Annotated in this window: 21 protein-coding genes and 1 pseudogene; 4 read left to right on the forward strand and 18 right to left on the reverse strand. The window is 43.6% G+C overall.

Annotation, left to right across the window (positions count from 1 at the left end):
• Nucleotides 1-23 precede the first annotated feature (23 nt).
• Together I2I13_RS21835 and I2I13_RS21840 are read right to left on the reverse strand one after the other, a co-directional pair.
• Nucleotides 24-563 (reverse strand): GNAT family N-acetyltransferase, encoded by a 540-nt coding sequence (locus I2I13_RS21835; protein ID WP_195650504.1) that lies wholly within the window; start codon nt 561-563, stop codon nt 24-26.
• A gap of 43 nt (nt 564-606) precedes the next feature.
• A complete protein-coding gene (locus I2I13_RS21840; RefSeq protein ID WP_195650505.1) occupies nt 607-1,884 on the reverse strand; it encodes an IgA Peptidase M64 in 1,278 nt (425 codons plus the stop codon).
• Between the two features lie 152 nt (nt 1,885-2,036).
• Between I2I13_RS21840 and I2I13_RS21845 the strand changes: the two genes are divergently transcribed.
• Nucleotides 2,037-2,516, forward strand: a complete 480-nt coding sequence (locus I2I13_RS21845) for an Lrp/AsnC family transcriptional regulator (protein ID WP_004297952.1) — start codon at nt 2,037-2,039, stop codon at nt 2,514-2,516.
• 3 nt (nt 2,517-2,519) lie between these two features.
• Here the strand turns inward: I2I13_RS21845 and I2I13_RS21850 are convergent, their stop codons facing one another.
• The 6 genes from I2I13_RS21850 to I2I13_RS21875 all read right to left on the reverse strand — a co-directional run bounded on the left by I2I13_RS21850 (nt 2,520) and on the right by I2I13_RS21875 (nt 6,880).
• Entirely contained in the window at nt 2,520-3,014 is a 495-nt protein-coding gene (locus I2I13_RS21850) for a dihydrofolate reductase (protein WP_195650506.1), read from the reverse strand.
• A gap of 4 nt (nt 3,015-3,018) precedes the next feature.
• A complete protein-coding gene (locus I2I13_RS21855; RefSeq protein ID WP_074557665.1) occupies nt 3,019-3,813 on the reverse strand; it encodes a thymidylate synthase in 795 nt (264 codons plus the stop codon).
• 39 nt (nt 3,814-3,852) lie between these two features.
• Nucleotides 3,853-5,124 carry a cardiolipin synthase gene (gene cls, locus I2I13_RS21860; protein WP_167511783.1) on the reverse strand — a complete coding sequence of 424 codons (1,272 nt, stop codon included), beginning with the start codon at nt 5,122-5,124 and terminating at the stop codon, nt 3,853-3,855.
• A 121-nt stretch (nt 5,125-5,245) separates the two neighbouring features.
• Nucleotides 5,246-5,575 carry a DUF5056 domain-containing protein gene (locus tag I2I13_RS21865; protein WP_074560204.1) on the reverse strand — a complete coding sequence of 110 codons (330 nt, stop codon included), beginning with the start codon at nt 5,573-5,575 and terminating at the stop codon, nt 5,246-5,248.
• Nucleotides 5,556-6,107, reverse strand: coding sequence for an RNA polymerase sigma factor (locus I2I13_RS21870; protein ID WP_148365118.1), 552 nt, complete (start codon nt 6,105-6,107; stop codon nt 5,556-5,558). Before I2I13_RS21870 ends, I2I13_RS21865 begins: the two co-directional genes overlap by 20 nt.
• Entirely contained in the window at nt 6,104-6,880 is a 777-nt protein-coding gene (locus I2I13_RS21875; protein WP_195650507.1) for a DUF6249 domain-containing protein, read from the reverse strand. The genes I2I13_RS21870 and I2I13_RS21875 overlap by 4 nt, the downstream gene beginning before the upstream one ends.
• A gap of 109 nt (nt 6,881-6,989) precedes the next feature.
• On the opposite strand from I2I13_RS21875, the gene I2I13_RS21880 reads away from it, so the two are divergent.
• A complete protein-coding gene (locus I2I13_RS21880; protein ID WP_195650508.1) occupies nt 6,990-8,453 on the forward strand; it encodes an rRNA cytosine-C5-methyltransferase in 1,464 nt (487 codons plus the stop codon).
• On the opposite strand, the gene I2I13_RS21885 is transcribed toward I2I13_RS21880, so the two are convergent.
• The 6 genes and pseudogenes from I2I13_RS21885 to I2I13_RS21910 all read right to left on the reverse strand — a co-directional run bounded on the left by I2I13_RS21885 (nt 8,450) and on the right by I2I13_RS21910 (nt 17,543).
• Entirely contained in the window at nt 8,450-9,277 is an 828-nt protein-coding gene (locus I2I13_RS21885; protein ID WP_195650509.1) for a hypothetical protein, read from the reverse strand. The genes I2I13_RS21880 and I2I13_RS21885 overlap by 4 nt on opposite strands.
• Nucleotides 9,278-9,556: 279 nt before the next feature.
• Nucleotides 9,557-10,741, reverse strand: coding sequence for a TolC family protein (locus tag I2I13_RS21890; RefSeq protein WP_195650510.1), 1,185 nt, complete (start codon nt 10,739-10,741; stop codon nt 9,557-9,559).
• 157 nt (nt 10,742-10,898) lie between these two features.
• A complete protein-coding gene (locus I2I13_RS21895; protein ID WP_195650511.1) occupies nt 10,899-13,997 on the reverse strand; it encodes an efflux RND transporter permease subunit in 3,099 nt (1,032 codons plus the stop codon).
• Nucleotides 13,998-14,074: 77 nt separating this feature from the next.
• Nucleotides 14,075-15,308 (reverse strand): annotated as a pseudogene (locus tag I2I13_RS21900) (efflux RND transporter periplasmic adaptor subunit).
• An 88-nt stretch (nt 15,309-15,396) separates the two neighbouring features.
• Complete coding sequence (locus I2I13_RS21905) at nt 15,397-15,807, reverse strand: DUF6769 family protein (RefSeq protein ID WP_004306814.1); 411 nt, start codon at nt 15,805-15,807, stop codon at nt 15,397-15,399.
• A gap of 98 nt (nt 15,808-15,905) precedes the next feature.
• Nucleotides 15,906-17,543 carry an ABC-F family ATP-binding cassette domain-containing protein gene (locus tag I2I13_RS21910; protein WP_099147110.1) on the reverse strand — a complete coding sequence of 546 codons (1,638 nt, stop codon included), beginning with the start codon at nt 17,541-17,543 and terminating at the stop codon, nt 15,906-15,908.
• 118 nt (nt 17,544-17,661) lie between these two features.
• Between I2I13_RS21910 and I2I13_RS21915 the strand changes: the two genes are divergently transcribed.
• Entirely contained in the window at nt 17,662-18,060 is a 399-nt protein-coding gene (locus I2I13_RS21915; RefSeq protein ID WP_099147109.1) for a response regulator, read from the forward strand.
• 243 nt (nt 18,061-18,303) lie between these two features.
• Here the strand turns inward: I2I13_RS21915 and I2I13_RS21920 are convergent, their stop codons facing one another.
• Both I2I13_RS21920 and I2I13_RS21925 read right to left on the reverse strand, forming a co-directional pair.
• Nucleotides 18,304-19,917 (reverse strand): SusD/RagB family nutrient-binding outer membrane lipoprotein, encoded by a 1,614-nt coding sequence (locus I2I13_RS21920; protein WP_195650512.1) that lies wholly within the window; start codon nt 19,915-19,917, stop codon nt 18,304-18,306.
• A gap of 11 nt (nt 19,918-19,928) precedes the next feature.
• Nucleotides 19,929-22,910 carry a SusC/RagA family TonB-linked outer membrane protein gene (locus tag I2I13_RS21925; protein WP_272226480.1) on the reverse strand — a complete coding sequence of 994 codons (2,982 nt, stop codon included), beginning with the start codon at nt 22,908-22,910 and terminating at the stop codon, nt 19,929-19,931.
• A gap of 333 nt (nt 22,911-23,243) precedes the next feature.
• On the opposite strand from I2I13_RS21925, the gene I2I13_RS21930 reads away from it, so the two are divergent.
• Complete coding sequence (locus I2I13_RS21930) at nt 23,244-23,465, forward strand: carboxypeptidase-like regulatory domain-containing protein (protein WP_004297975.1); 222 nt, start codon at nt 23,244-23,246, stop codon at nt 23,463-23,465.
• A gap of 462 nt (nt 23,466-23,927) precedes the next feature.
• Here the strand turns inward: I2I13_RS21930 and rpiA are convergent, their stop codons facing one another.
• Together rpiA and I2I13_RS21940 are read right to left on the reverse strand one after the other, a co-directional pair.
• Nucleotides 23,928-24,629: a ribose 5-phosphate isomerase A gene (gene rpiA / locus I2I13_RS21935; RefSeq protein ID WP_195650514.1), complete on the reverse strand. Its 702-nt coding sequence runs from the start codon at nt 24,627-24,629 to the stop codon at nt 23,928-23,930.
• Nucleotides 24,630-24,960: 331 nt separating this feature from the next.
• On the reverse strand, nt 24,961-25,611 hold the full coding sequence (locus I2I13_RS21940; protein ID WP_008998787.1) for a hemolysin III family protein: 651 nt from the start codon (nt 25,609-25,611) through the stop codon (nt 24,961-24,963).
• Between the last annotated feature and the right edge of the window lie 59 nt (nt 25,612-25,670).

Consider the following 25,670-nt stretch of genomic DNA (forward strand, 5'->3'; position numbering starts at 1 on the left):
CCAACGACTACCGGGATTATTTTTTATCTATTTTTTACTCCGTATACTTCCGTATGAATTTTACTCTTGATTGTTTCAAAGTCCTTTTCACAATCCAATTCTCCGTGTACCATTAAATACATGGGGAGAAAATCATCTCCGGGTTTGTAAGGAGGTTGGCAATAGTCTTTTTCCCACAGCGTAAAGCCTTGACGTTGATAAAAGCTGATGCGTCGTTTTGCCATTTCCTCTATCGGACGTTCTACTTCCAATACGATCGGGCGTTTCAAATAATTGCACAAGTGTTCCAGCGTGCGTTTTCCATAGCCTCCATTTCGCAGGGCAGGATTGGTTGCAAAGTGTTCTACATAGTAGAAACTGTCAAAATCCCAATAGGTAATGAAGCCGACTGGCAGGTCATCATCAAAGATAATGTTATTATAGAAGTTGCCCGTACGATCAGTGTACTCGCGTAGTTGTTCCAACTGACGGTACTCTTCTGGTGGAAACGAGTCAATTAGAAGCTCTTCCATGAATTTGTAATGTTGCAGATCCGACGTACTAATTGGCTGAAGTCTAATCATGAGGTTTGGGTTTTAAGTTTGACAATAATATAATTGTATTCCATTAAGGAACATAAAATTCAATCATTCGACGGATGGCACGTTGACAAACCGGACAAAACTCCGGATATTCGTTTGTTTTCATGCGGCAGTCGTAAGCCGGACGATAAATACCTTTGGCAGAGTAGCCTCCTCCTTCATATACTCCTACCGGATATTTCTTTTTTTCAGCAACAGGGGTAGGGATCGGAGTACCTGGCGGAAGCATATCTTTCCATTTGGAAGCGAAGTTTACCCGTGTTGAAATATTCTGTTCCCACGGTTCGACATCCAGCGGATAAGTATCTGTCATCACATCATCATCATAGAAATATTCGTCGGCCAGTCCACCGAAACTGTGTCCGAATTCGTGCACTACTACCGGCTTGAACATCGGGTGATGGGCTGTGGTCAGCGTATACGAATTGTATATTCCTCCTCCACCATATACATCCGTGTTAGCCAGGATTATGATATGTTCATAGGGGATGCCTGCCAATGCATTGTGGATAGATTTTACCCGGCTGGTAGTCAGATAGCGGTCCGAATAAAAAGTATCGAAATGAGAATGAACTGCCGTTTGTTTCCATTGGTTTTCGCGGGGAACACTGACACCACTGTCCGTAGAAGGGCTGGCTACGGCAACAATATTAAATTTGCCCTTCATGGAGCGGAACGGCTCATACGAAAACAAACTTTCGCAGGTGCGTTGTGCATCCTGATAGAAAATATCCATTTCTTTTTCTGTGTATCCTTCTGCAAGGATGGCAACGTCTATGCAGTCTTTTTCATTACCACTTTGAAGCATATACCGATGCGGAGTGACATGTGATACCCCCCGTTTATGAATCAATATATCATCCGGACGGATGATATGTTTGTAGGTAGCCAATCTTTTTTTTCGCGGAGAATATAAAGTGACTTCTACCTCCACGGGCTGTTTAGGATAAGGAAGAAGGAAAGTATTCTCAAATCCTTTGGCTGTTTCTTTGGCTTCGTCTGTAGACAGCCACTCTTGAAACAAAGAAGAGAATGACGTTTGGTAGATACACTGTTTGCTGGCAAGGTCTTTCACTATAATTTGTCCGTTGCCTTCCAAAGGAAGTTCCGAAAGATGATGTTGACGGCCTGCCCAAGTAGGAAGCTGTGATAGCTCATCCAAATAAATAGCCTGTTGTGTAGCATCCCCGGTAAAGATATAATCCACTCGCAATGTTTTGTTCTGAAAATAATCAGCAAAATTCTGTGCATAACTTCCTATAGAAGTACAGAAACACAGAATGATACAGCAAATATGTTTCATATAAACGGTATATTTATGTTTTTCGCAAAGGTACGAACTATTGTTGACTTATCCGCTTTCTGCAAATAAAAGTAATAGATTATAGTATTTGTTGTCGAAAAATCGCTAACTTTGCATAAAAGATTCATTGATAAAAACAATTTGATTCAAAAATGGGACATCATCAATTAGATGCTTTAGATGAGCAAATTCTGAAACTGATTGCAGGGAATGCGCGTATTCCTTTTTTGGAAGTAGCACGAGCTTGTAATGTTTCCGGTGCTGCAATCCATCAGCGTATTCAGAAGCTTACTAATTTAGGTATATTAAAAGGTTCGGAGTACGTCATCGACCCCGAGAAGATCGGATATGAGACTTGCGCTTATATTGGTATATATCTGAAAGATCCCGAATCCTTTGATTCGGTAACGAAAGCTTTAGAGGCTATCCCCGAAGTGGTGGAATGTCATTTCACTACCGGAAAATATGATATGTTTATCAAAATTTACGCAAAGAATAACCATCATTTATTGAGTATTATTCACGATAAGCTGCAACCATTGGGGTTGGCACGTACCGAAACATTAATCTCCTTCCATGAAGCCATTAAGCGGCAGATGCCAATTATGGTCGACATAGAAGATGAAGATTAATCGTTATTTTCTCACGTAATCAACAAAAGCATAGGAGCAGAGATGTTTCTCATCCGCAGGATGAGCTTCTCTGCTTTTTTCTTTCCACATCTCCGGTGATACTTCAGGAAAATAAGCGTCGGCTTCGGGAGCCGTGTTGTCTATCTCTGTCAGGCAAAGTTCGTCAGCGAAGGAAAGAGCCTGTTGATAAATACTTGCTCCTCCTATAATATAAATGTGTTCCTCCTCTTTACAACTTTCCAAAGCCGCTTCGAGTGAAGGGAAAACTTCCGCACCGGGACATTCTGTAGCCGGGTTGGAAGATAAAACGATGTTTCTGCGATTGGGTAATGCGCCTTTCGGTAGTGACTCGAAAGTTTTGCGTCCCATCAGTATCGTGTTTCCGGTAGTTAATGCTTTGAAACGTTTCAAATCATTGGGTAACCAGAAAAGAAGTTTGTTCTCGAAGCCGATAGCCATACGGCGGTCTACGGCAGCAATGATAGATATTTTACTCATAAAGTTACACGGCTACTATTCCTGCAATATGCGGATGCGGATCATAGTTCACTAATTCAAAGTCCTCAAATTTGAAGTCGAAGATACTTTTCACATCCGGATTGATCTTCATTTGTGGCAATGGACGAGGTTCCCGTGATAATTGGAGCTTCACTTGTTCCAAGTGGTTCAGGTAGATATGCGCATCACCAAAGGTATGGACGAAATCTCCGGCTTTCAATCCCGTCACTTGTGCCATCATTTGCAGCAATAATGCGTATGAAGCAATATTAAAAGGAACGCCAAGGAAAATATCAGCGCTGCGTTGATATAGTTGCAGGCTTAACCGTCCGTCTGCTACATAAAACTGAAAGAAAGCATGGCAGGGAGGTAAATTCATATGATTCAGGTCCGCTACGTTCCAAGCGCTTACAATGATACGGCGCGAATCCGGATTATGTTTGATTGTTTCCACCACTTCACTGATCTGGTCGATAAATCCACCGTTATAGTCAGGCCATGAACGCCATTGATAACCATAAATATGTCCTAAGTCGCCGTTTTCATCCGCCCATTCGTTCCAGATACGCACTCCATGTTCCTGAAGATATTTCACATTAGTATCACCTTGCAGAAACCAAAGCAATTCGTATATGATTGATTTCAGATGTAGTTTCTTGGTTGTCAGGCACGGGAAACCGTCATCAAGATTAAAACGCATTTGATGACCGAAAACGCTGATGGTTCCGGTTCCGGTACGGTCACTTTTTTCTGTACCTTCGGTTAGTACACGATTGAGTAAATCCAGATATTGTTTCATAATGAATAAGTTGTGGTGAAAATGATTCTCCGCACAAAATTACAAAAATGGAGTGAATAAATTAGCAAACCAGCCGACGAACTTCTTCCACGGGGAGCGCTTTTTCCAGAATTCAGGCGTCAATTGAGTGCAATGCTCAATATCATCCCGGAACATTGTATTTAATTCACCCGTTATTTGGGTATCAAAGATAAAGGCATTAGTTTCGTAATCATAGCGCAAGCTGCGGCTGTTCAGGTTGGCAGTGCCGACTGTACAGAACAAATCATCCACCATCATTATTTTAGAGTGATGAAATCCACCGTTGTACATATAGACAGTAGCTCCTCTTTTCATCAGTTTGTGTAACTTATAAAGTGCGGCATCCGGAGTAAACGGGATATCGGAGGCGGAAGAAACCATGATTGTAACATTTACGCCTCGGTCGATTGTCCGGTTCAACGCCTTTTTAATTGAAGAAGTCGGTACAAAATAAGGATTGACAATATGAACATTCTTTTGGGCCGAATAGATGCTCATAGCATAAGCGTGGCTCAACATACGGCTATTCTTTTTCGGGGTACGGTCTACGATTGCTACCACAATATTCGTACTGTCCGTTTGTTCCTCATGTTGGGGGAAATAAGCGGCTCCACCTACATTCTGTTTGGTTTCCTTATTCCAGATCGTTAGGAATATCTCCTGCAAATCATTGACGGCATCTCCCTCAATACGTGTGTGCATATCACGCCAGGTTCCGATTTTGGGTAGTCCGTTAATGTAGTAGTCAGCGATATTCATACCACCGGTATAAGCCACTTTTCCATCTATGACAGCTATTTTCCGGTGATCGCGATGGGCGGCGTGATTGATATAAGGGAAAGTGAACGGATCGAACTTGACAATCTCGATTCCTTGTTCACGTATTTTTTTGAGATGTTTCTTTTTGAGTGGTTTGTTGTTCGACCAGTTTCCGAATGCATCGAACATGGCTCGTACTTCGACCCCTTCCTTCACTTTTTCGGCCAGCAGAGCAAATAAAGCATTGGCGATGGAGTCATTTCGGAAGTTGAAATATTCCAGATGGACGTGGTGTTTGGCTTCCCGGATGGCTTCGAACAAATCGATAAATTTCTCCCGTCCGCTTTTTAGCAGTTTTACTTTATTATTATCAGATATGGGAATTCCCGATTCTTGTAAATAACGTAGCAAAAGGGAATCGCTGGTTAATCCGATTGAGTCCCTGGGATGTATCATCAGACTGTCGATGATACCTGCCTGAACACTCAATATAGGCAGGAACAGAAATAAAATAAATATACGTAATTTCAAAACTCTTCTCACTCTTTTAGTTTACAGAAGAACAAAGATACGATATCTAAGTTTGGGCTCCTTTGCTAGTTAGGGTAGATTTATCATTCTTTAACAAAATAAATCCTTTTTCAAGAGCTAATTATGCCATTGAAGCAACCTTTCGGGTAGCCATGAATAATAGTACAACAGCTGCGATAATAATTGATTTCGGATCAAGGCTGGCAGTGCCATGATTAATCATACCGATAAATACTTCTCTTATGGTTCCCCAAGCTGCTTCCAAACCGCCTAACCATACAAAAAGTGCGACCGCCACAGTCATCACGAAAGCGCTCCAGATACGAGCCAGGCGATTGCTACGACCGGGTAAGTGGTGCATGACACGGCGACTGAATCCGTTATCTGCTATTTCCTGCTTGTTTTCTGCGAAGAAATCGCGCAAGAGCTTATCATTGTCTATTTCTGTCATAACCGTTTTGTTTTAAATACGTTGCTAACTTTTCTTTCCCGCGTGACAGATGGCTTTTCACTGTCCCTGACGGTACTCCTATAATCCCTGCAATTTTGTCGATACTAATGTCTTCCATATAGAACAACGTGATGCAGGTTCTTTCCACTTCTTTAAGCATTTTGAGTGACTGGTAGACATCCATTTTCTGCCCGATATTCTCCTGTTCGGTGCTGTTGATGGCGTCTATTTCTCTTGTATCCAAGTCAGCTGTCTCTTTCCGGCTGCGAATATAATCATAAAAAACATTATAAGCAATACGGTACAGCCACGTAGAGAAACTTGACAAGTTCCGGAAAGAGGCAATGTTCGTATATGCTTTGATAAATGTATCTTGCGCAAGGTCGTCACTCAATTCGCTGTCGCCGCAAGTCAGGTTCAGGAAGAATCGCCGGATGGGCGACTGGTACTCCTTCACCAACTGGTCGAAGGCCTTGGTGTTCTTGAACACCACGACCTGTGCGACTAACGATATATCATTGAGTTGGCTCATTTATTCTCGTCGTTCTTTTCTTCGTTTACTCCTTTGTCTTTCTCTTCGGATTCGGAAGGGATGATTTCGAAACTATCGGTTCTAACGTTATTCGGGTTCTTTTTTTCATCCTTATTACCCGTATACATCCGGGTAGCATTTGCGTCTTGAGTCTGTTGTTTACTACCGATAATCCATTGTCCGATACCCATGAATGTAACGAGTAAGCCGATAGCTCCAATTCCGAATTCACCGGTGATTGCCCAGAGGAAGATGAAAAGACCGATACCTGTAAAAGTGTTCTTGATGCCTTGTGAACGCGAATCTACAGTTTTGGTTTCGCGGATAAACTCTGCCGGAAGCGGTTGGCCGGCAGCAAGTGCCTGTTCGGCAAGGTGATAACGTGCTTTCCGGTTCTTATAACGGAAGAAGAAGATTACAAATAGAATGAATACCGGAAATCCGAATACAGCAACGATTGCTATGATTGTTACCAGAATACTACCAGCACCGACATTATTGAATGGGAAATCACTGTCATCCGATTCGAATGTGAAGCTGGCTTTACCATGAGTGCTGCTTACATTACTTGAGTTTGCATCAACGTCTGTAGAGTCGGTATCCGTTGTATCTACACCAATCACCGTGACAGCAGTATTATTCGTATTTGCTTTATTGTCTTTGGTCACAGTTACTTTTACTTTCCCGATGGAATCACGAACAACGGTAGTCTGGGCAACAGCCAGTGTGCAAGTGGTCAGTACAACCATCAATGCTAATAGAAAATTTTTCATATCTATAGTTTTTTAATTTATTTCTTTGTCTGTTAGACGTAGTTAATATCATAGAAAGTTGCAAAGAGACGAAATATTTTTGATATTTGCGGAAATTAATAAACGAAAGATGGAATTACCTGCTTCTTTTATAGACTACACCCGCGCTCTATTGGGCGATGAAGAATACGACAAACTGGCTGTTGCCCTCCAACAGGAACCACCGGTTAGCATCCGGTTGAATCAATTGAAAATCAATCATTCTTTATCGGATAAGGTACCTTGGTCTTCCGAAGGATTCTATTTGAATGAACGTCTTACTTTCACGTTCGATCCCTTATTTCATGCAGGCTGTTATTATGTTCAGGAAGCTTCTTCCATGTTTGTGGAGCAGGTACTCCGGCAATATATCACCGGACCGGTGAAGATGTTGGATCTTTGTGCGGCTCCCGGTGGAAAATCGACTCATGCCCGTAGTGTACTTCCCGAAGGGAGCCTGTTGGTAGCTAATGAGGTGATCCGGAATCGTTCGCAGATCCTTGCTGAAAACCTGACGAAGTGGGGACATCCGGATGTGGTAGTGACCAATAATGATCCGGCAGATTTTTCGGCTTTGCCCTCTTTTTTTGATGTGATTCTTACAGATGTTCCCTGTTCCGGTGAAGGTATGTTCCGTAAAGATCCGGTAGCTGTGGACGAGTGGAGTCCCGAGAATGTGGAAATCTGTTGGCAGCGCCAGCGACGGATTATTGCGGATATTTGGGATACGTTGAAGCCCGGAGGTATTCTTATATATAGTACGTGTACATTTAATACGAAAGAGGATGAGGAGAATGCACGTTGGATTCAACAAGAGTATGGAGGCGAACCATTAACTGTTCAGGTGCAGGAGGACTGGAATATAACAGGAAATCTTTTGTCGGATAAAAGGGATCATTCCAAGTCTTCTATTCCCGTCTATCATTTTTTCCCTCATAAGACGAAAGGTGAAGGCTTTTTTCTGGTGGCTTTTCGTAAGCCGGAGACAGAAGAAGAGATTCCGGTATCTTCTTCTGCGAAAGAGAAAGCCTTCAAGAAGAAGGATAAGAAAGGGGCAGCAACATCTTCTCCTGTGTCGAAAGAGCATCTGAATATGGCCAGAAGCTGGTTGAATGATGAAAATTCGGACAAGTATATTTTATTGGCGGAAGGAACAAATATCCGGGCTTTTTCACATTACTATATTAATGAGTTGACGACGATGAAACAAAGCCTGAAAATCGTGTCGGCAGGGATTGAGATAGGCGAAGTGAAAGGAAAGGATTTAATCCCTGACCATGCGTTGGCGATGTGTACCTCGCTTTTGTGCCGGGAAGCATTTGCCACGGAAGAAATAAATTATGAACAGGCTATCACTTATTTACGAAAAGAGGCCATTGCCTTACCGGCAACAGCCCCTCGTGGGTATTTTTTGCTTACTTATCGGCATATCCCTCTCGGATTTGTGAAGAATATCGGCAATCGTGCCAATAATCTTTATCCGCAAGAATGGCGCATCCGTAGCGGATACTTGCCGGAAAATATACGCATCTTATCAGAAGACGTTACTGATTAAGGCAGTATTCCTGCAGGTATTTCCTGTTGGGAAAGGGTAAAAGCGAGTTGTCTGCCTGTGCCTGCTTCGCCTCCTGTAAATTCTTCCAGCGTGTAGGAAGGAGGAGGTGCAGGTGATGTCCGCGTTTCTCCAATGGGCGGAGTGTTCCAGTTCAGATTTAGGCTTTTATCCAACCGGTGAAATAAGTACGAATTTCCCCATATAATGAATTTATGATCGGAAACAGGTGTTGCCATATCTTCCGAAAAAGTGAGGGTTAGTGTCACTTTCTCATCGTCTCCCTCTTCTTTTTCCAGTTTGTAATTTCCTTGGGTTATTAATTCAAGTCCGGATGAAAAGGCGGTCTGTTCTCCCTGTTTGAAAAAATAAGCATCCCGTGCGTGGTTGTTAATCAGAAAAATGTCGGAAATGCCAGGTAGAAGATTCGCGTCTCCGTTGGGTAAGTTAGACAAGTAGCTGCGGAGCAACTCTATATTTTCGTAATTATTGACCACCTTGATTGGTAAAGTGCAACTCTCTTGTGTGGCGTTGTCCGTTACTGTCAGATAAGTCGTTCCAGTGAGGATACCGGTTACGTAAATCATACGTCCGGCAGGTACTCCGCTCCAGCCAGTTTCAGTTCCGGCACTTGCGATGCGTGTGTCTTTCATTGCAAGTGAGTAGTCACCATTTCCGCTTTCTAGTCCGAGGTAACGTCTGCCACCCATAGGCACTTCGTATTCACTGTTGTAAAAACGTAGTGGATTATCGTCATCATCTTTACAGCCACTTAGTAGCGTAAGGATGCAGCATAACATGAATAAATTGAAATGTTTAGGTCTCATAATTTAAATTTTATGTTCGTTGCAAATGTAATGTATTCTTTTGAAATATCCAGTCGGAAATTGAAGAAAGAGAGATGGAAAGAGAGATGGAAAGAGAGGAGATCTATTTAGGCACGAATTACACGGATCAACACTGTTGCTTTATAGTAATGACAACACTAAAGACCGTGAAATCCGTGTAATCCGTGCCTAATTTATTATATAAACATACTTATATCACTTAAAAATAGAAATTAGTATGTTCAGCATAGCCCATGCTTAAAGGGTTTTATGTACTATTTATAGCTTGCTTTTGTAAATCCGTGCCATTGCCTTTTGGTACTGATTTTCCAATTGCAGATAATTTTGATGACTTTGATAGATCACCGACACTTCAACGAAGTACTCGATCATACTAATTTGTCCACCTGTCAAAGCTTGTTTCAGCAATGCCAAATCTTGTTGCGACTGGAAAGTCTTGCTATATTCTTCCATTGAAGCATGCAGCGTTTTCGCTTCCCGGTAAAGCTGTGCCAATTCAGATTCCACTTGCAGGGTAGCATTATCCTTTTGCAAGTCGATGTTGAGTGCCTGCGCTTTAGCGATTTTCACCTTATTCCGATTTTCGAAAAGAGGGAAAGAGAAGCCTACCACTACACCGTTGAAAGGCACACCTGTTTCCGTATTCCGACGGTAGCCGAGTTCTAGTTTCGGCAACCACTGGGATTTATTGACAGCGATTTGTTTACGGGCAACGAGACTCTCGTTGCCTAGTGCCATTAGAGTGCGGTCCGTTGCCATGACTTCCGATTTCAACATTTGGTAATCGCTTGGGAACGGTATAGCCGGATATTGGTTCTCTTCGAAAACCACCGGAATATTACCATTCAGTGTATTCAACTCCTGCTGCTTATTGCGGAGTGCCGTCTCGTTCAGAGACGCTTCCGTTTTGACATTCAGCAGCTCCAAGTTGATTTTATTGGTTTCGAGCGCATTTGCATCTCCCGTTTGGAGACGCTTGGCATACATTTTAGCCAGCTCTTCCGCATTGCGGAGACGTTCTTCCAAAATATGCTTTTGCTGACGGAGCATAATAATATCCAGGCAGAGTTCTTTTGCCTGTAACAGCTTCTCCTGACGAAAAACATCCGCCTGACTGTCAAAAGCTCCTGCCTTCAGTCGGTTCAACTTGTTACGTGTAGCATATAAACTGGGGAAATCGAAGCTTTGTGAAACAACCAGCTCACCGATTGTTTCGTTTTTATCTTTCGCTCCCCATAGATGCGCGTAAGAAAGAGTAGGATCAGGTAAGTTATTATCCGTTTTGGCTTCCAGCTTCTGCGAAGTAATCTGTTGCTCGTTTGCCTGCAGCTCCCTATTGTTCGTTTCGATATTTTTCAATACCTGGTCAATTCCGTTTTGAGCTTGCACTCCGCCTATGGCTAAGAATAGAAGTGCAGTGCTTATGATCATGATTTGTTTCATTCTTATTTTCTTTATTTGTTACAATCTATTGTTGATAGATACTTTATGATAAGGCATCTGTTTGTTCGGCACCGGGGAACACCCCTTTTCTCACCGAGGAACACTTGTTTCCTCACCGAGGAACGATGCTTTCCTCACCGAGGAAAAAGACCACCCTCTACAGGCTTTCCTGAGCCTTTTTCCGATGCATCATCAGATAAACGATCGGGACTATGAAACCGTTCAAAAAAGTTGACGTTAATAATCCTCCTAAAATCACTTTAGCCATCGGACTCTGGATTTCGTTACCGGGCAAATCGCCGGCAAGTGCCAATGGAATCAGTGCCAGTGCAGAAGACAATGCCGTCATCAAAATCGGATTCAGACGGTCAAGAGAGCCCTGAATCACACTATCATACACATTCAAACCCTCTACCTGTTGCAAATGGTTGTAGTGACTGATTAACAGCATACCGTTACGGGTAGCAATACCGAATAAAGAGATGAAACCGATGATAGCCGGAATGCTGACTTCCCCTGTTGTAATCACCAAGGCAAAGACACCACCGATCAGTGCCAGCGGAAGATTCAGCAAGATAACCCCGGATTCTTTCACGCTGCGGAACTCATTGTACAGCAACAGGAAGATAACCACGATACTGATAAATGAAGTCAACGCCAACGTCCGGCTGGCAGCCTGCTCGCTTTCAAACTGTCCACCATACTCGATATGATAACCTTCGGGTAATTGTACCGATGTGTCGATGCGTTTCTGAATATCATTCACGACACTGCGCAAATCACGATCGGCCACATTGGCGGAAATGACAATTTTACGTTTCACATTCTCGCGGTTGATCGTATTCGGACCCATGGCCGATACCACTTCCGCTACATAGCTCAAAGGAACTTTTCGGCCGTCGTTCGTGTCTACCATCAGGTTACGGATTTTCTCCATCTCATCCCGGGCATCATCCTTCACTTTTACGATCAGGTCAAAACTCTTGCCCTGTTCATACACTTGTGAAATCACTTTTCCAGCCAAAGCTACATTCACATATTCCGAAAATTCCGGCAGGGTAATACCGAACTTAGCCAGCATTTCCCGTTTAGGCTGTATTTTCAGCTGCGGACGTTCAATCTGTTGCTCCACGTTCAGGTCGGCAACACCGGGAATGTCACTGATCGCTCCTTTGATTTGATTACCGAGTGAAAACATCTTATTCAGATCGTCACCGAATAACTTGATAGCGATATTCGCTTTCGTACCCGATAGCATTGCGTCGATACGGTGGCTGATCGGTTGTCCGATTTCTATGTTTGCTCCGGTGATCGTACCTAATTTTTCACGTACATCAGCTACCAGTTCACTGCGCGAGCGGTCTTTCAATTCGAACGGAGCTTCTATTTCAGAAACATTGACTCCTAACGCATGTTCATCCAATTCAGCACGTCCCGTTTTCCGGGCTACCGTTTGTATTTCGGGAATCGTCATTAATAACTCTTCGGCACGATGTCCCATTTTGTTGCTTTCTTCCAGCGAAATACCCGGCAGAGAACTGATATTGATAGTAAACGATCCTTCATTGAACGAAGGAAGGAAGCTGCGTCCAAGTGTGAAAAACACTCCGAGGGCAACTACAAAAAGTCCGATTGTACTTCCGAGAGTCACACGTTTATGTGCCAGTACCCAAGTCAGTGCTTTTTCATAAATCCCTTTCATCCAGCGGGCAACAGGAGCTTCTTTCAGTTTCTTGTTCGTCTTATTGCTTCCTAATAGATAAGAGCAGAGCACCGGAGTCAGTGTCAGGGCAACTATCGTAGACGCAAACAGGGCTACGATAAAAGCAACACCTAGTGGAACCAACATTCTGCCTTCCATGCCGCTCAAGAAAAATAACGGAACAAAGCTGACTACGATAATCAACGTTGAATTAAGGATAGGCATGCGCACCTCTTTCGACGCATTGAATACCACTTCGAGCGTACTTAGTCTTTCTGCTTCCGCTTTCAGGCGGTTCTCCCGCAGTCGTTTATATACGTTTTCCACATCGACAATGGCGTCGTCTACCAATGAACCGATAGCTATCGCCATACCTCCAAGACTCATGGTGTTGATTGTCAGCCTCATGTAGTGTAAAGTCAGGATCGAAACGAGCAGGGAAAGTGGTAGTGTCACCAATGAGATCAGCGTAGTACGTACATTTGTCAGGAACAGGAAAAGCACGATGACAACGAAAATACCTCCTTCAAAGAGTGATTTCTTCACATTGCCGATGGAGCTTTCGATGAAGCGGCTTTGGCGGAATATGTCCGTTGAAACTTTTACGTCCGGTGGCAGATTTTTCTGGAGGTCTTTCAGAGATGCTTCCAGTTTGTCCGTCAGTTCCAGTGTGCTGGTAGCCGGTTGCTTGGTAACAGTCATCAGGACGGCAGATTTACCGCGTTCTGAAGCAGTACCCAGCTTCGGAGCCTTCGGGCCGATGGTTACGTTTGCAATATCTTCCAGCGTGACAGGGAAGTTATTCACTGTCTTTACTACCGCTTTGCCAAGTTGCTCTGTTTTCGAAGTGGAGAGTACACCACGTACAATATATTCATTTCCGAATTCATAGAGCACACCTCCATTGGCATTTAGGTTCATATCCTGTGTTACAGCCATCACTTCTCCCATCGAGATGCCGTAATGACGCATCCGTTCGGGATCTAGCTGAATCTGATATTCTTTGATATCTCCTCCGAGCACAGCCACTTGTGCCACTCCTCCGGTAGACAGCAGGCGTGGACGGATGGTCCAGTCCGCAATCGTGCGAAGATCGAGCATGGAGGTGGAGTCGGCAGTCAGACCGATGATGAGCATTTCGCCCAAGATAGAAGATTGCGGTCCAAGAGTCGGTTTGCCGACATTGACCGGCAGTGATTCGCTCACCACCGCTAATTTCTCACTAACAATCTGACGGGCGAGATAAATATCCGTTCCCCAATCAAATTCTACCCAGACAACGGAAAATCCGTTAGTAGAGGAAGAGCGGACACGACGCACACCCGTAGCTCCGTTTACGGCAGTTTCAACAGGAAAAGTAACGAGCTGTTCAACTTCTTCCGCAGCCATACCGTTCGCCTCGGTCATGATTACTACCGTAGGTGCATTTAGGTCGGGGAATACGTCTACTTCCGTATGCATGGCGGTGTACGTTCCCGCAATAAGCAGGAGGATGGCCGCACAAACTACAACCAACCGGTTGTGTAGGGAGTAATGTATAATTTTATTAAGCATGATATTTCATTAATTGAGAGTTATAAATAACTTGATAGATGCGCCGCACAAAAAAACGGTTGCAACGCCTGGTCTCTTTAGTGTTCGTGGCTGTGTGCCGGGATTGCATTGCTTGCGCTTGTCAGTCGAACCTGATAAGCACCCTCGGTCACTACACGGTCGCCAGCCTTTACACCAGTCAGGATTTGAACGCTTTTGCCGTTGTCGGCTCCTATCGTTACTTCCTGTTTTTTATAATCCTCTTCGTCCAGTTGCAGATATATGAAGAATATGCCTTGTTCCTCTGTCAGCGCGGTGCGCGGAAGAGAAATCACGTTTTCCATTGCTGAAGAAAGCAGGAATACCTCTACGAATGAGCCGGGAATCACTTCCCCTTTATTGTCGAACTCAAAAGTGACAGGCACATAAAAAGAATTGTCTCCGGCAGCTTTTCCGAAAGAGAGAAGTTTACCGTTCAATGCTTTCAACTCGTACACCTGATTATTATAAGGAGTCTGGAAATTGGCGGAACTGATGGTGCGGAGATACGGGTAATACTTTTCCGACACTTCGGCACGGAGGAAAAGACGACGGTTCTGCGTCACGCTTACCAGCGGTTGTCCGATTGTCACATAGTCACCTTCTTTCACGAGAATACTTTTCACATATCCGGCAATAGGAGCCGTAATGCTTTGTCCGATAGCCGAATGATTCTTGGAAAGAGCTTCGTAACTAAGACGGGCGTTTTCGTAACTTTGCTCCGCTTGTGCAAAATCCTTGTCGGATACGATCTTGTTTTTAACAAGCTCCTTCATACGTTCGTATTCCTTCTTGGATACCTCGTAGGCAATGCGGGCACGTTGCACCGGATCACCATCGGCGATATTCTTTGAAGAAATAGTGACTAGCGGAGTGCCGCTGCCGACGCTCATTCCTTCCGTTACTTTTCCACGGAAAGATACCACGCCGGCTACTGTAGCTACGGCAACCGATTCATCCCCTTGAGCAGCCAGCACCTGTCCGCTGGTTTTAATCACTTGCTGGAAAGGTGCAGGTTCAATAACGCTCACCTTTACACCGGCTGCTTCAGCTTTCGCTTTCGGAAGAATGATTTCATCACTGTGGGCTTCGGCAGCTTCGTTGTATTCATCGGCTGCTTCATGATTGTGTTCTCCGCTACATTCGCCTTCATGGGAATGATCGGGTCCTTCTGCCTCGTGATTATGTCCTTCCGCGGCATGATCGTGTTCATCGTGTGTGTGTGACGGTACTATTATTACAGGATCCCAGCACGAATAAGCCCAGGATTCCCACGAAAATAAGTTTTTTCATAATGATATTTTCCTACTAAATTTTACTGTTTTCTTTTTACGCTACAAAGATAAGGTAGCGCAGATGCAACTAATTTGCATTTACGCTTTTACGCAAAAACAGAGTAGGGAGGGGCACGAAGAGAAGTGGTACGATGAGTATCCGTACCATGCAGGGAGTCTCGGTAAACGTAATAGTTTTTAATCCGTTTCTCTTGCGGTCGTAATAAATGTTCGATGATTACATCCGTGAATAAGGTAGCGATGAATACATAATCCGGTCCGCTATCCGTATGTATGGATGGAGTGGGAGAGTAGAAACGAGTCATACATTCGCTGCTGCAACATGAGTCGTTTCCCGGGTGATGATGATGCGTGGGACATTGCTGTTCTACAGGCAAGTCCTGCTTCATGCAAATCATTCCGTTGGGGTGATGATGATGGGGAATAACCGCTGCCACCAACATAATAATGTTGATAAAAAACAGCAGAGTTACTATAATTCGTTTCTTCCCTTTCATCCTTTCTTTTAGAGGTTATCCGCTTTTCAGAGCTTCAAAATGCAAATATACAAATACTTTTATTTCGCCTGTAGCCGATACCCTCTTTTTATTATTTATTATTTCTTTTCCAGTTCTTGCAACGAATCCATTTTCTTCTTTTCGAGGAACTCATAGATACCGCAAAGATGTTCCGTCACCTTTTGATTACCGAACTCATACACCTTGGTAACCAGCCCGTCAAGGAAGTCACGGTCGTGTGAAACGACGATCAGCGTACCATCAAAATCCAGCAATGCCTGTTTTAGAATATCTTTCGTTTTCATGTCCAGATGATTCGTCGGCTCATCCAAAATCAGGAGGTTGACAGGTTCCAGCAATAATTTAATCATAGCCAGACGGGTACGCTCTCCACCCGAAAGCACTTTGACCTTTTTCATCGATTCCTCGGGACCGCCAAACATAAACGCCCCCAGCAAATCACGAATCTTGTTCCGGATATCCCCTTTGGCTACATCGTCAATCGTTTGGAAAACCGTCAGGTTTTCATCCATCAGCGAAGCCTGATTTTGAGCGAAATATCCGATTTGCACATTATGTCCGAGAGTCAATGTACCGTCATGCTCAATCTCCTTCATGATACACTTCACGAGCGTAGACTTACCTTCACCGTTCTTACCAACGAAAGCTACCTTATCACCACGCTCAATCGTCAGATTTGCATTGCGGAATACCACTTTGTCTCCGTATGTCTTTCCAACACCCTCCATGATGACCGGGTAACTGCCCGAACGGGGCGAAGGCGGGAATTTCAGTCGCAATGCAGAAGTATCCTCCTCGTCCACTTCGAGCAATTCCAGCTTTTCCAGCATTTTGACGCGGCTCTGCACCTGCAACGTCTTTGAATAAGTCCCCTTGAACCGTTCGATAAACTCCTTCGTTTCAGCAATAAACTTCTGCTGCTCGTCATAAGCCTTCTGTTGCTGTTCGCGGCGATCCTTGCGCAGCTGCAAATATTGCGAGTAATTTACCTTGTAATCATAGATACGTCCCATCGTCACTTCGATGGTGCGTGTTGTAATATTATCCACGAATTTACGGTCGTGACTAATTACAATGACCGCTTTTCCATTATTAATAAGAAAATCCTCCAGCCATTGAATAGATTCGATATCCAGATGATTCGTCGGCTCATCGAGCAAGAGCACATCCGGTTTCTGCAACAGCAATTTGGCGAGTTCGATACGCATTCGCCATCCACCGCTGAAATCACTCGTCTGGCGTTGGAAATCTCCTCGGGCGAATCCTAATCCAAGCAATGCCTTTTCCACATCCTCTTCATAATTAGTAGCATCGATTGAATAAAACTTCTCGCTCAAACTGGACACTTCCTCGATCAGCGCCATGTAACTGTCGCTCTCGTAGTCCGTCCGTGTTTCAAGCTCCTTGTTCAACTTTTCGATCTGCGCTTCCATCTCATGAAGATGTGAAAAAGCCTGTGCCGTTTCGTCAAACACTGTTCTTCCGTCTTCCGTCATCAGATGTTGAGGCAGGTATGCTACTACGCAATCTTTGGGTGCGGAAACTTTTCCACGTGTCGGTTGCCGTGCGCCTGCCAAAATCTTCAGCAGCGTACTTTTCCCAGCCCCGTTTTTGCCCATCAGAGCGATGCGGTCTTTTTCATTAATTACGAAAGAAATATCACTAAATAAAGCAGTGCCGCCAAACTCTACGGCTAGTCCGTCAACAGAAATCATACTATTCTTTTAAATTGAGGCGCAAAGATAGCGAAATATATGAATATTTTTTATACCTTGCGGGCTGAAAAGGAAGATAGCTCTAAAAAAACAGATAAAAAAACAATATATAAGCGATATGGAAAGCGAACAAATGAATGAATTCAGACCTTTAATTTTGGTAGCTGAAGACGATGACAGCAGCTTTAAATTAATCAAGGCTATCATAGGCAAAAAGTGTGATATCGAGTGGGCTAAAAATGGCCAGGAAATGGTGGAGTTGTTTCAGCAACACCAGCAAAGAGCCAAAGCAATGCTGATGGATATTAAGATGCCGGTGATGAACGGATTGGAAGCAACGAAGATAATTCGTGAATCTAACACAGAAATTCCTATTATCATGCAGACGGCTTATGCTTTTAGCTCGGATAAGGAAAATGCAATGAATGCAGGAGTAACTGAAGTATTGGTGAAACCTATCACCTTGGGTATTCTCCGCACTACGTTGAGTAAATATTTACCCGATTTGCAGTGGTAAGATTGATTCTTACGAGATTTTTTTAATTTACCAAAAAAGTGCTTAAGCGTTAAAGACGTAAAAGCATGGAAAAGAAGTATGATTGGGTAGGAAAATGGTATTACTCTAACTTCATCTAATGCATTTGGATAAAATAAAATAGGCGAACCTCACGGTTGGCCTATTTTTGTTCGTCTTTGTTAATTTGTTAGAGTACAGAAACGACTCTATGTAAAGTCTCTCCTTTGAGAGATTTTAAGTTCATTATTTGTTTCCGCCAGCCCACCATACGGCCTCGCTATATACGTACTGTCCATCACCGAAAGCAGCTTTCACTTCAGGATTTGCCAATACATCGTCTGCTCCATAACCGAAGCGCAATGGGAATTTACTGCTGTTCTGCGGGTTTTTCAGTACAATGAAGTTTTCTCCTGCACCTTTCAGACGGCGGTAGTCATTATAGGCTTCCAGTGATTCGCCGGATGCGCCGAAGAAAGCAAGATACTTCTGTATCATTGTCTCTTGCAGAGGATTAGCATTGAACAAAGGTTCCACTTTATCCGTGAAATAGGCTTCTGCCACATCTGCACCCAAATCGCTGTCACCATCATATATCCAAGTGTCTGCGGCATTTATAATTGAATTTTCCAGATTCTCGAATCCGGCAGTGATTGCATTTTTCAAAGCAGTCTTAGCTTCGTCCAGTCTGTCTCCCAAACGGCACAATGCTTCTGCTTCAAGGAATTTCACTTCGTGATAGCTGATTAAAAGAGTAGGAGCCGACATAGCCCATGATATCATCGACATACCATAATTATTCTGCAACTCTTGCGGAGTTCCGTTAGGAGCCGCTTTGATGCCTGCGATGTCCGTAGCTTGCGTAGCTCCGTATCCATAAGTGATATATCCGGTAGGATCAGGTTCCAGGAATGCTTGCGGTGCTCTGGGGTCATTGCGCTCAACGAACTTTTCAATCAAACTTGCACTAGCTGCTAAACTGTTGCGGCTGTAGCTGAAGGACCAAAGCGGATTCAATTGCGAATCAGCATCGTAAACGGCCAACTTACATTCTTCACTTGCGTTGGCAAATGATTTGCTCACATAAGTAAGAATATTCTGAAGATCTGTAGTCTTGTTGGCACTTTTATTGAGCAGACGCATTGTATAACGTGCTTTTAACGCATAGGCCGTTTTAAGCCACATACTTGCCTGTGTACTGGTGTTTGAACCATAGATCAAGTCTTTAGAACCGACTGCACCGGATAAGCCCGTATCTTTGGCAGTACCGTTATTCAGTAGAGTGATGGCATCATCCAGGTTCTGCATTACTTCCTGATAGATACTTTCCTGTGTATCCATTTTAGGTTGCATATACATCGGTGTACCGTCCGGATTGAGGATACCTGTCTGGCTATACGGTGTGTTTCCAAACACATCGGCTGCCACAGCTCCATTGTAGGCGAGCAGGATTTTAGCAATCGCTTCCGTCACTACGTTTCCTTTTTCCGAAGGATCTTCTTCGCACTTCTTGATAATGATTTTAGCATTCTTGATATTTGAGTACACGTTGATCCATGCATTGTTGTAGGTAGTAGCCGTTGTGGGCTCTCCGCTGCGTACTTCCGCGCGGTAAAGCTGGTTGGATATACCCGTTTCATGTTCTATGTAAACAGAAGAATAGAGCGAGAAATCCCCTCCTACAGTGCTGAATGCAGTACTTACGCCTAAGTCCGTAATTAAGAACTTAGCGGGCGCATCCAACGGATTGTTAGGGTTTTCATTGATTTTATCCATTGCGTCTTCCGTACAAGCAGAAGCAATGGCAGCAGTCAAGAAAGAAACTGCTAGCAATTTTCCTATTGATTTATATTTTTTCATTGTCTTGCAGATTAAAATTTAATGTTGAAACCAAGGCCGAAACTAGCTGTTTGCGGCATTGAATAATCTTCAAATGCTCCTGCCATGTTGTTGTTACCCTGACTGGCTTCCGGATCGAGGTCGGGCAATTGTGCCCAGATCAAGATGTTTCTGGCAAATGCATTCACAGAAAGTTCAATCGAACGTTTTTGAAGAATTTTGTAGTTGACAGCTACTTCACGCAGTTTGATGAAAGAGTTGTCATACACTGAAGATTCGTTGATATCGTTCAGACGGCTGTAATATACCTGTTGTGCGTTTGCACCAGTGATGGCGATATCATTTTTAGTTCCATCAGTTTTATATCCGTCGAAGATGATAGTACCTTCACGATTTTCCGTTCTCTTGCTGACACCATAGTAGTCTGCCAGTCCGGTTGTTCTACTGTACATCTGCCCACCCTGTTTCCAGTCGAGTACTGCGCTGATAGTACACTTCCATAAGCGTAATGTGGTGTTGAAGCCCATCAGGAAGTCCGGAGAAACCTTGCCGATTACCTGTGCTTCACCAGCAATAGGAAGACCGTTTTCGTCTACCAGACGATTGCCGTTTTCATCTCTCTTGAAACCTACACCATAGATTACAGGGAATTTTTCACCTGCTGAAGCGCGTACCTGTGGAGTAACGTAACCACCCAGGGAGATATTTTCTACACCCGGTGCCAGTTCATCTACGTAGTTGTCGATCTTTGTCCAGTTGAATGCAAAATCCCAATTGATATTCTTCGTTCGGATGGGGTTGAAGCCGAGAGTGAATTCATGCGTGTTGGTATGAATCTTTCCACCGTTGGTGAGTAGTTTGCTAGCACCGGTAGAAGAAGCCAAAGGCACTTCGAAAATCTGGTCTTTTACATTCTGGCGTGAGTACGTATAACTGAATGTGATTAAGTTATCGAGGAAGTTCACGTCAGCACCCACTTCATACGAACGTGTGTTCTGCGGTTTCAGTTTCGGGTCGAAAATCGTGTAGTACGGAGTATAGGCGGTAGTGCCTTTCATCGGGTACATGATTGGAGTCAGCATATAGAAACCACCTCCGTATGTCGGAGTCGAGTAGTAGTTTTCGAGGAAATCTCCTGCCTGTCCTACTTCCGCATAAGATACTCTCAATTTAGCGTGATTAACGACATTGTTTTTCAATGCATCCAATTCCGTCAGGATAAAACCGGCCGAAATAGAAGGATAGAAGAACGAGCGGTTGTTGCGTGGCATATTAGATACGTAGTCCTGACGTCCGGTGAGGGTCAGATAAAGCATATTTCTGTAAGAAGCCGATATGTTACCGAAGAATCCTACTGTACGGTTTTTCCATGTCTCTTCCTCCGTCTGTTGAGTAGTGGCGTTGTTGATGTGGTTCCATCCCGGGAAGTTGTAGTTCGTACCATATTCATAATACTTCTTTCTGTTGCTTTGGATAATTTCGTTACCCACTACCGCATTCAGTCCCCAGTCTTCATTGATGTGCCAGTCGTAGTTGATGGTCAGTAATGAGTTGTATGTAGCGTTCGTCCAGCCGTAGTTCTCGATCTGTCCGCGACCGCCACCGGTGTTACTACCGTATCCGTAGCTATCTACGTAATGAGTGGTGTAAGCATCCACACCAACCATGTATTTAGCGTTCAACTTGTGGTTCGTTGTGCCGAAATCAGTCTGATAGCTTGCATATACATTTCCGAAGAAACGGTTGGTATCTTCCGTAAATTTGTTGTTCTCCATCGCCCAGTAAGCGTTGTCAAAACTGCCACGGAAAGAATTTTGTGCGTACAGGTTGCCGTCTACATGGCTTGGAATCCCGGCCAGATCATAACTGGGAGGGGCTGCGTAAACCGTTCTCAACAGACCATTACCGGAAGTCACCGCTTTATCGATGGAAGTGGTGATGTAGTTAGCTGTAAATCCGGAGCTCCAGTTATTAGTCAGTTTGGTGTCCGCACTTACCTTTACATTATATCTATCCATGCCAGTGCTTGAGATAATACCATCTTGATGTGTATTTCCCAATGAGATAGAGTAGGAGCTTTTATCGAGCATCTGTGCTACATTCAGTGAGTTACTCCAGGTAATTCCTGTGTCGAAGAAATCCTTGGCATTGTCGTATGCCTGTGGAGTGACCCATGGATCAAGACCAGCTGCTGCACGTTGGGGAACATAATATTTTCCTTGATGTACACCATACTCTTTGGCATAGTCACTATTTGCATTACTACCACCATACGTTGCGTCGTTGGGAAGTTCGGAAATCTTAGGTCCCCAAGATGTTCCCGAAGTGGCACTGAATACTCCCCCCGAACCTTGTGCATATGTTTTCTGGAACTCCGGCAGACGACCGACTACATCGAAGCTGACATTGGAAGAGAAGCTAACCTGCGGTTTGCCTTTTTCCAGTCCTTTACCGCTTTTGGTCGTGATGATAATCACACCATTGGAAGCGCGGATACCATAAAGCGCAGAAGCAGCCTGACCTTTCAAAATGTTGATACTTTCAATATCATTAGGGTCGATATCCACTGCACGGTTGGCGAAGTCCGCTCCGCTCACACTACCATTGTTCTGAATGTCTGTGCTAACGTCAGGAGTACTGGTCACCGGCATTCCGTCAATAACGTAAAGCGGAGTGTTGTCACCCGAGAAAGAACGTGCACCACGGATGGTGATCTGTGAAGAAGCTCCCGGCATACCACTTGAAGGTTTAACGTCCAGACCTGACACTTTACCTTGCAATGCTCCCGCCAGATTAGAGTTGGCAGCTTGCGTCAGTTGATCTGATTTTACGTCCTGAACGGCGTAACCCAGTGCTTTTTTCTCGCGCGAGATACCCATGGCTGTCACTACAACCTCATCCAGTGCTTTCGCGTCGCTTTTTAATACAACATTTATCACTCCCGGTTTGATGGAAACGTCCTGCGAAATCATTCCTACATAAGAAACGCGCAAAGTTTTAGCAGAACTTGGTATGTAGAAGTTTCTGCCTTTATCATTGTTAATAGTTCTTTAACCTTTTTGAAGGTGTAAAATGATAAAAAGATACCGTTTAGGAGGTAATAATGTTCACTTTTCCTTGAAAAGCCTGATTTTGATGCTTTCTTTCTGATAGAAATCATCTTTTAAAAGATGCTAAATTGGAAACGTTTTGTTTTAACCTATCAGTTTTTAGAAAGTTCTTGCTTTCAAAACGATATTTTTTAGTTAAATACGTAACACTTTTTTCGATTTGTCATAATTCGTGTTATCTTTGCAACCTGTTAGAGACAAAAAATCTGTTTATAGGTTAAATTTAAGAGAGAATTTATGAAAAGAAAATTGATGTTCTTAATGACCTTCCTTTTTATAGGTATAGGTCTGGTGACAGCGCAAACATCCAGAGTTACCGGTTTGGTTACCTCTGAAGAAGATGGGCAACCTGTCGTAGGTGCTTCAATATTGGTGAATGGCACTACCCTTGGTACTATCACTGATATTGACGGTAAGTTTACAATCACGAATGTACCAAGTTCTGCTAAGACTTATTGATCTTTTTTTCTCCCTTTCCTCGTGCTTTTTTCTCCTATCTTATTGTTTTTCAATGTTTTTGTTTCGGATTTTAAAAAATAACCTATTCTTCCGTTTCTTTTATTGAAACTTCCTTTATCAATTCTCATTTATTTAGTAATCTTTGCTTCTCATTGATTTTTGAGATGGGATTAATATTCTACCCAAATTTTGAATGAATTTCCCGGTGTTTTTCTTCATCTAAGCATTTTTAATGTTCGTGTTTTGAAGGCATGAGTTAAACGTTATAATCTGATAGTGATTGAAATTATAAGTGATAGTAAAGGAGAATATGAAGCACTGCAAGTATAAGTTGTCTGACACCCGGGTGTCAGACAACCTAGTTCTACTAACTAAAATAAGTGTAAAGCCATACTATTTAATTTGCATTAGAACAAACAAATTTACGTTTCTACAAAAACGGGATTTTCAATTGCTGTTATTTTATTCCGCCACAATTACTTCGATGTCATAACCTATGAAAAGTCCACTCTCTATAACACCGGTGATTGCCTTCAGTTGTTCTTCGAGCGAAGAGTCGATGTAGTTGAAACGGGTGTCGAGGATAAAGTTGCCGTTTTCGGTAAAGATAGGTCCGTCTTTGCCATGAGCAGGACGGAGAACAATTTCGGATGCACCCAGTCGCTGCAACTCATGCTCTACATAAGTCAGTGAGTCCGGAAAGACCTCTACCGGGATGGGAAATTTGCTTCCCAACTGATTCACACGCTTACTGGGGTCGATGATGATGAACGTTTTGCGGCTGCTTCTAATCAGTAGTTTCTCTTTGAACATCGCTCCACCACGTCCCTTAATCAAGTTCTGTTGCGGATCTACTTCGTCCGCTCCGTCGAATGTCCAGTTGGGGCGTTTGTTCCAGAGGGTAGTTTGGGGGATGCCTAGCTGTATGCAGCTCATCGAGATTTCTTGTGAGGCGGGAATCACTTCGATATGCAAGTGCTCTTCACGAATTCGTCGTGAGAGTTCGAACAGAGTCAGGTAGACTGTAGAGCCGGAGCCGGCTCCTATCACATCCCCGTCTTTTGCCGTGGCGGCAATTTCACGGGCTACGTGTTCTTTTGCCTCCCGGTTGATGATGGAGTCCGACCATTGCAGGTGTTTTATCAGGTGATTTTCCCAATCCATAAATTTGCGTTCTAAATCGTTTTCGTTTTAAGTTCCTCTTTTCTATATAACGAATTTGTGAATCTGTTTGTTTGTTCGTTTTAAATTCAGGTGATCTGATTGTTTAAATAGTTAATAAACGATTCGTTAATTTTTAACTTTGTTGCGTTAAACGTTAACGAACCTCTGCTTTTTATTAAACCGTGTTATAAGTTGGGCTGCTTTGGCCTGAAAATTTGGAGATGACCGAAAAGTCCGTATCTTTGTACTGTGTTTTTCATAGTATTAGATTTAAGGTTAACAAAGATTGGCTGTCTGGGATAGATAGCCTTTTTTTTGTCCCTACCATTCCTTACAGAATCAGCCAGATTGCAATGATATGTCCGATGCTGCCTCCCAGGCAAAACAAATGGAAAGTGGCATGCATATACGGTTTGCGCAATGAATAAAAGACAGCTCCCACGATGTATGAGACTCCACCGCCGATCAGCCACCAGAAAGCAGTAGTGGCTCCCAGTTCTCCCAGATGATCCAGCAAAGGTTTCATGGCCACTAATATGCACGCACCCATACCCACATAACAGGCCGTTTCGAGGTTGCTGTGTTCTTTCAGCTTTTTGAAGCTAAGAATGAAACCGGCAATAGCCGACAGCCAGACGAAAGCGAAGATTCCCCATCCCCATCCTCCGGCATGCCGCAGGACAAGTAGCGTGAAAGGAGTGTAGGTGCCCGCGATGTGCAGGTAGATAGCTCCATGATCGAATTTGCGGAGCAACTCTTTCAGTTTTCCCGGACGGCTGCCGTGATACCACGTAGAACTGATATAAGAGGAAAGCATCCCCGCCAGATAGACGGATACACAAGCAACTGCCCACTGCGGTTCCATATTCTCGGAAGCCTTTTCCAATAGGAAATATCCGGCCACGATTCCAAGCAGGATACCTGCTCCGTGACTAAGGGTATTTGCCCATTCTTCTATATTATTGTATCGTTTGTTCTTCAATGTTCCTTTTTTTGAATGGTTAAGTCACAAAAAATGTTGAGTCGCAAAGATACTTTATT

Source organism: Bacteroides sp. D55t1_190419_B8, from assembly GCF_015558905.1.
GTDB lineage: Bacteria > Bacteroidota > Bacteroidia > Bacteroidales > Bacteroidaceae > Bacteroides > Bacteroides vicugnae.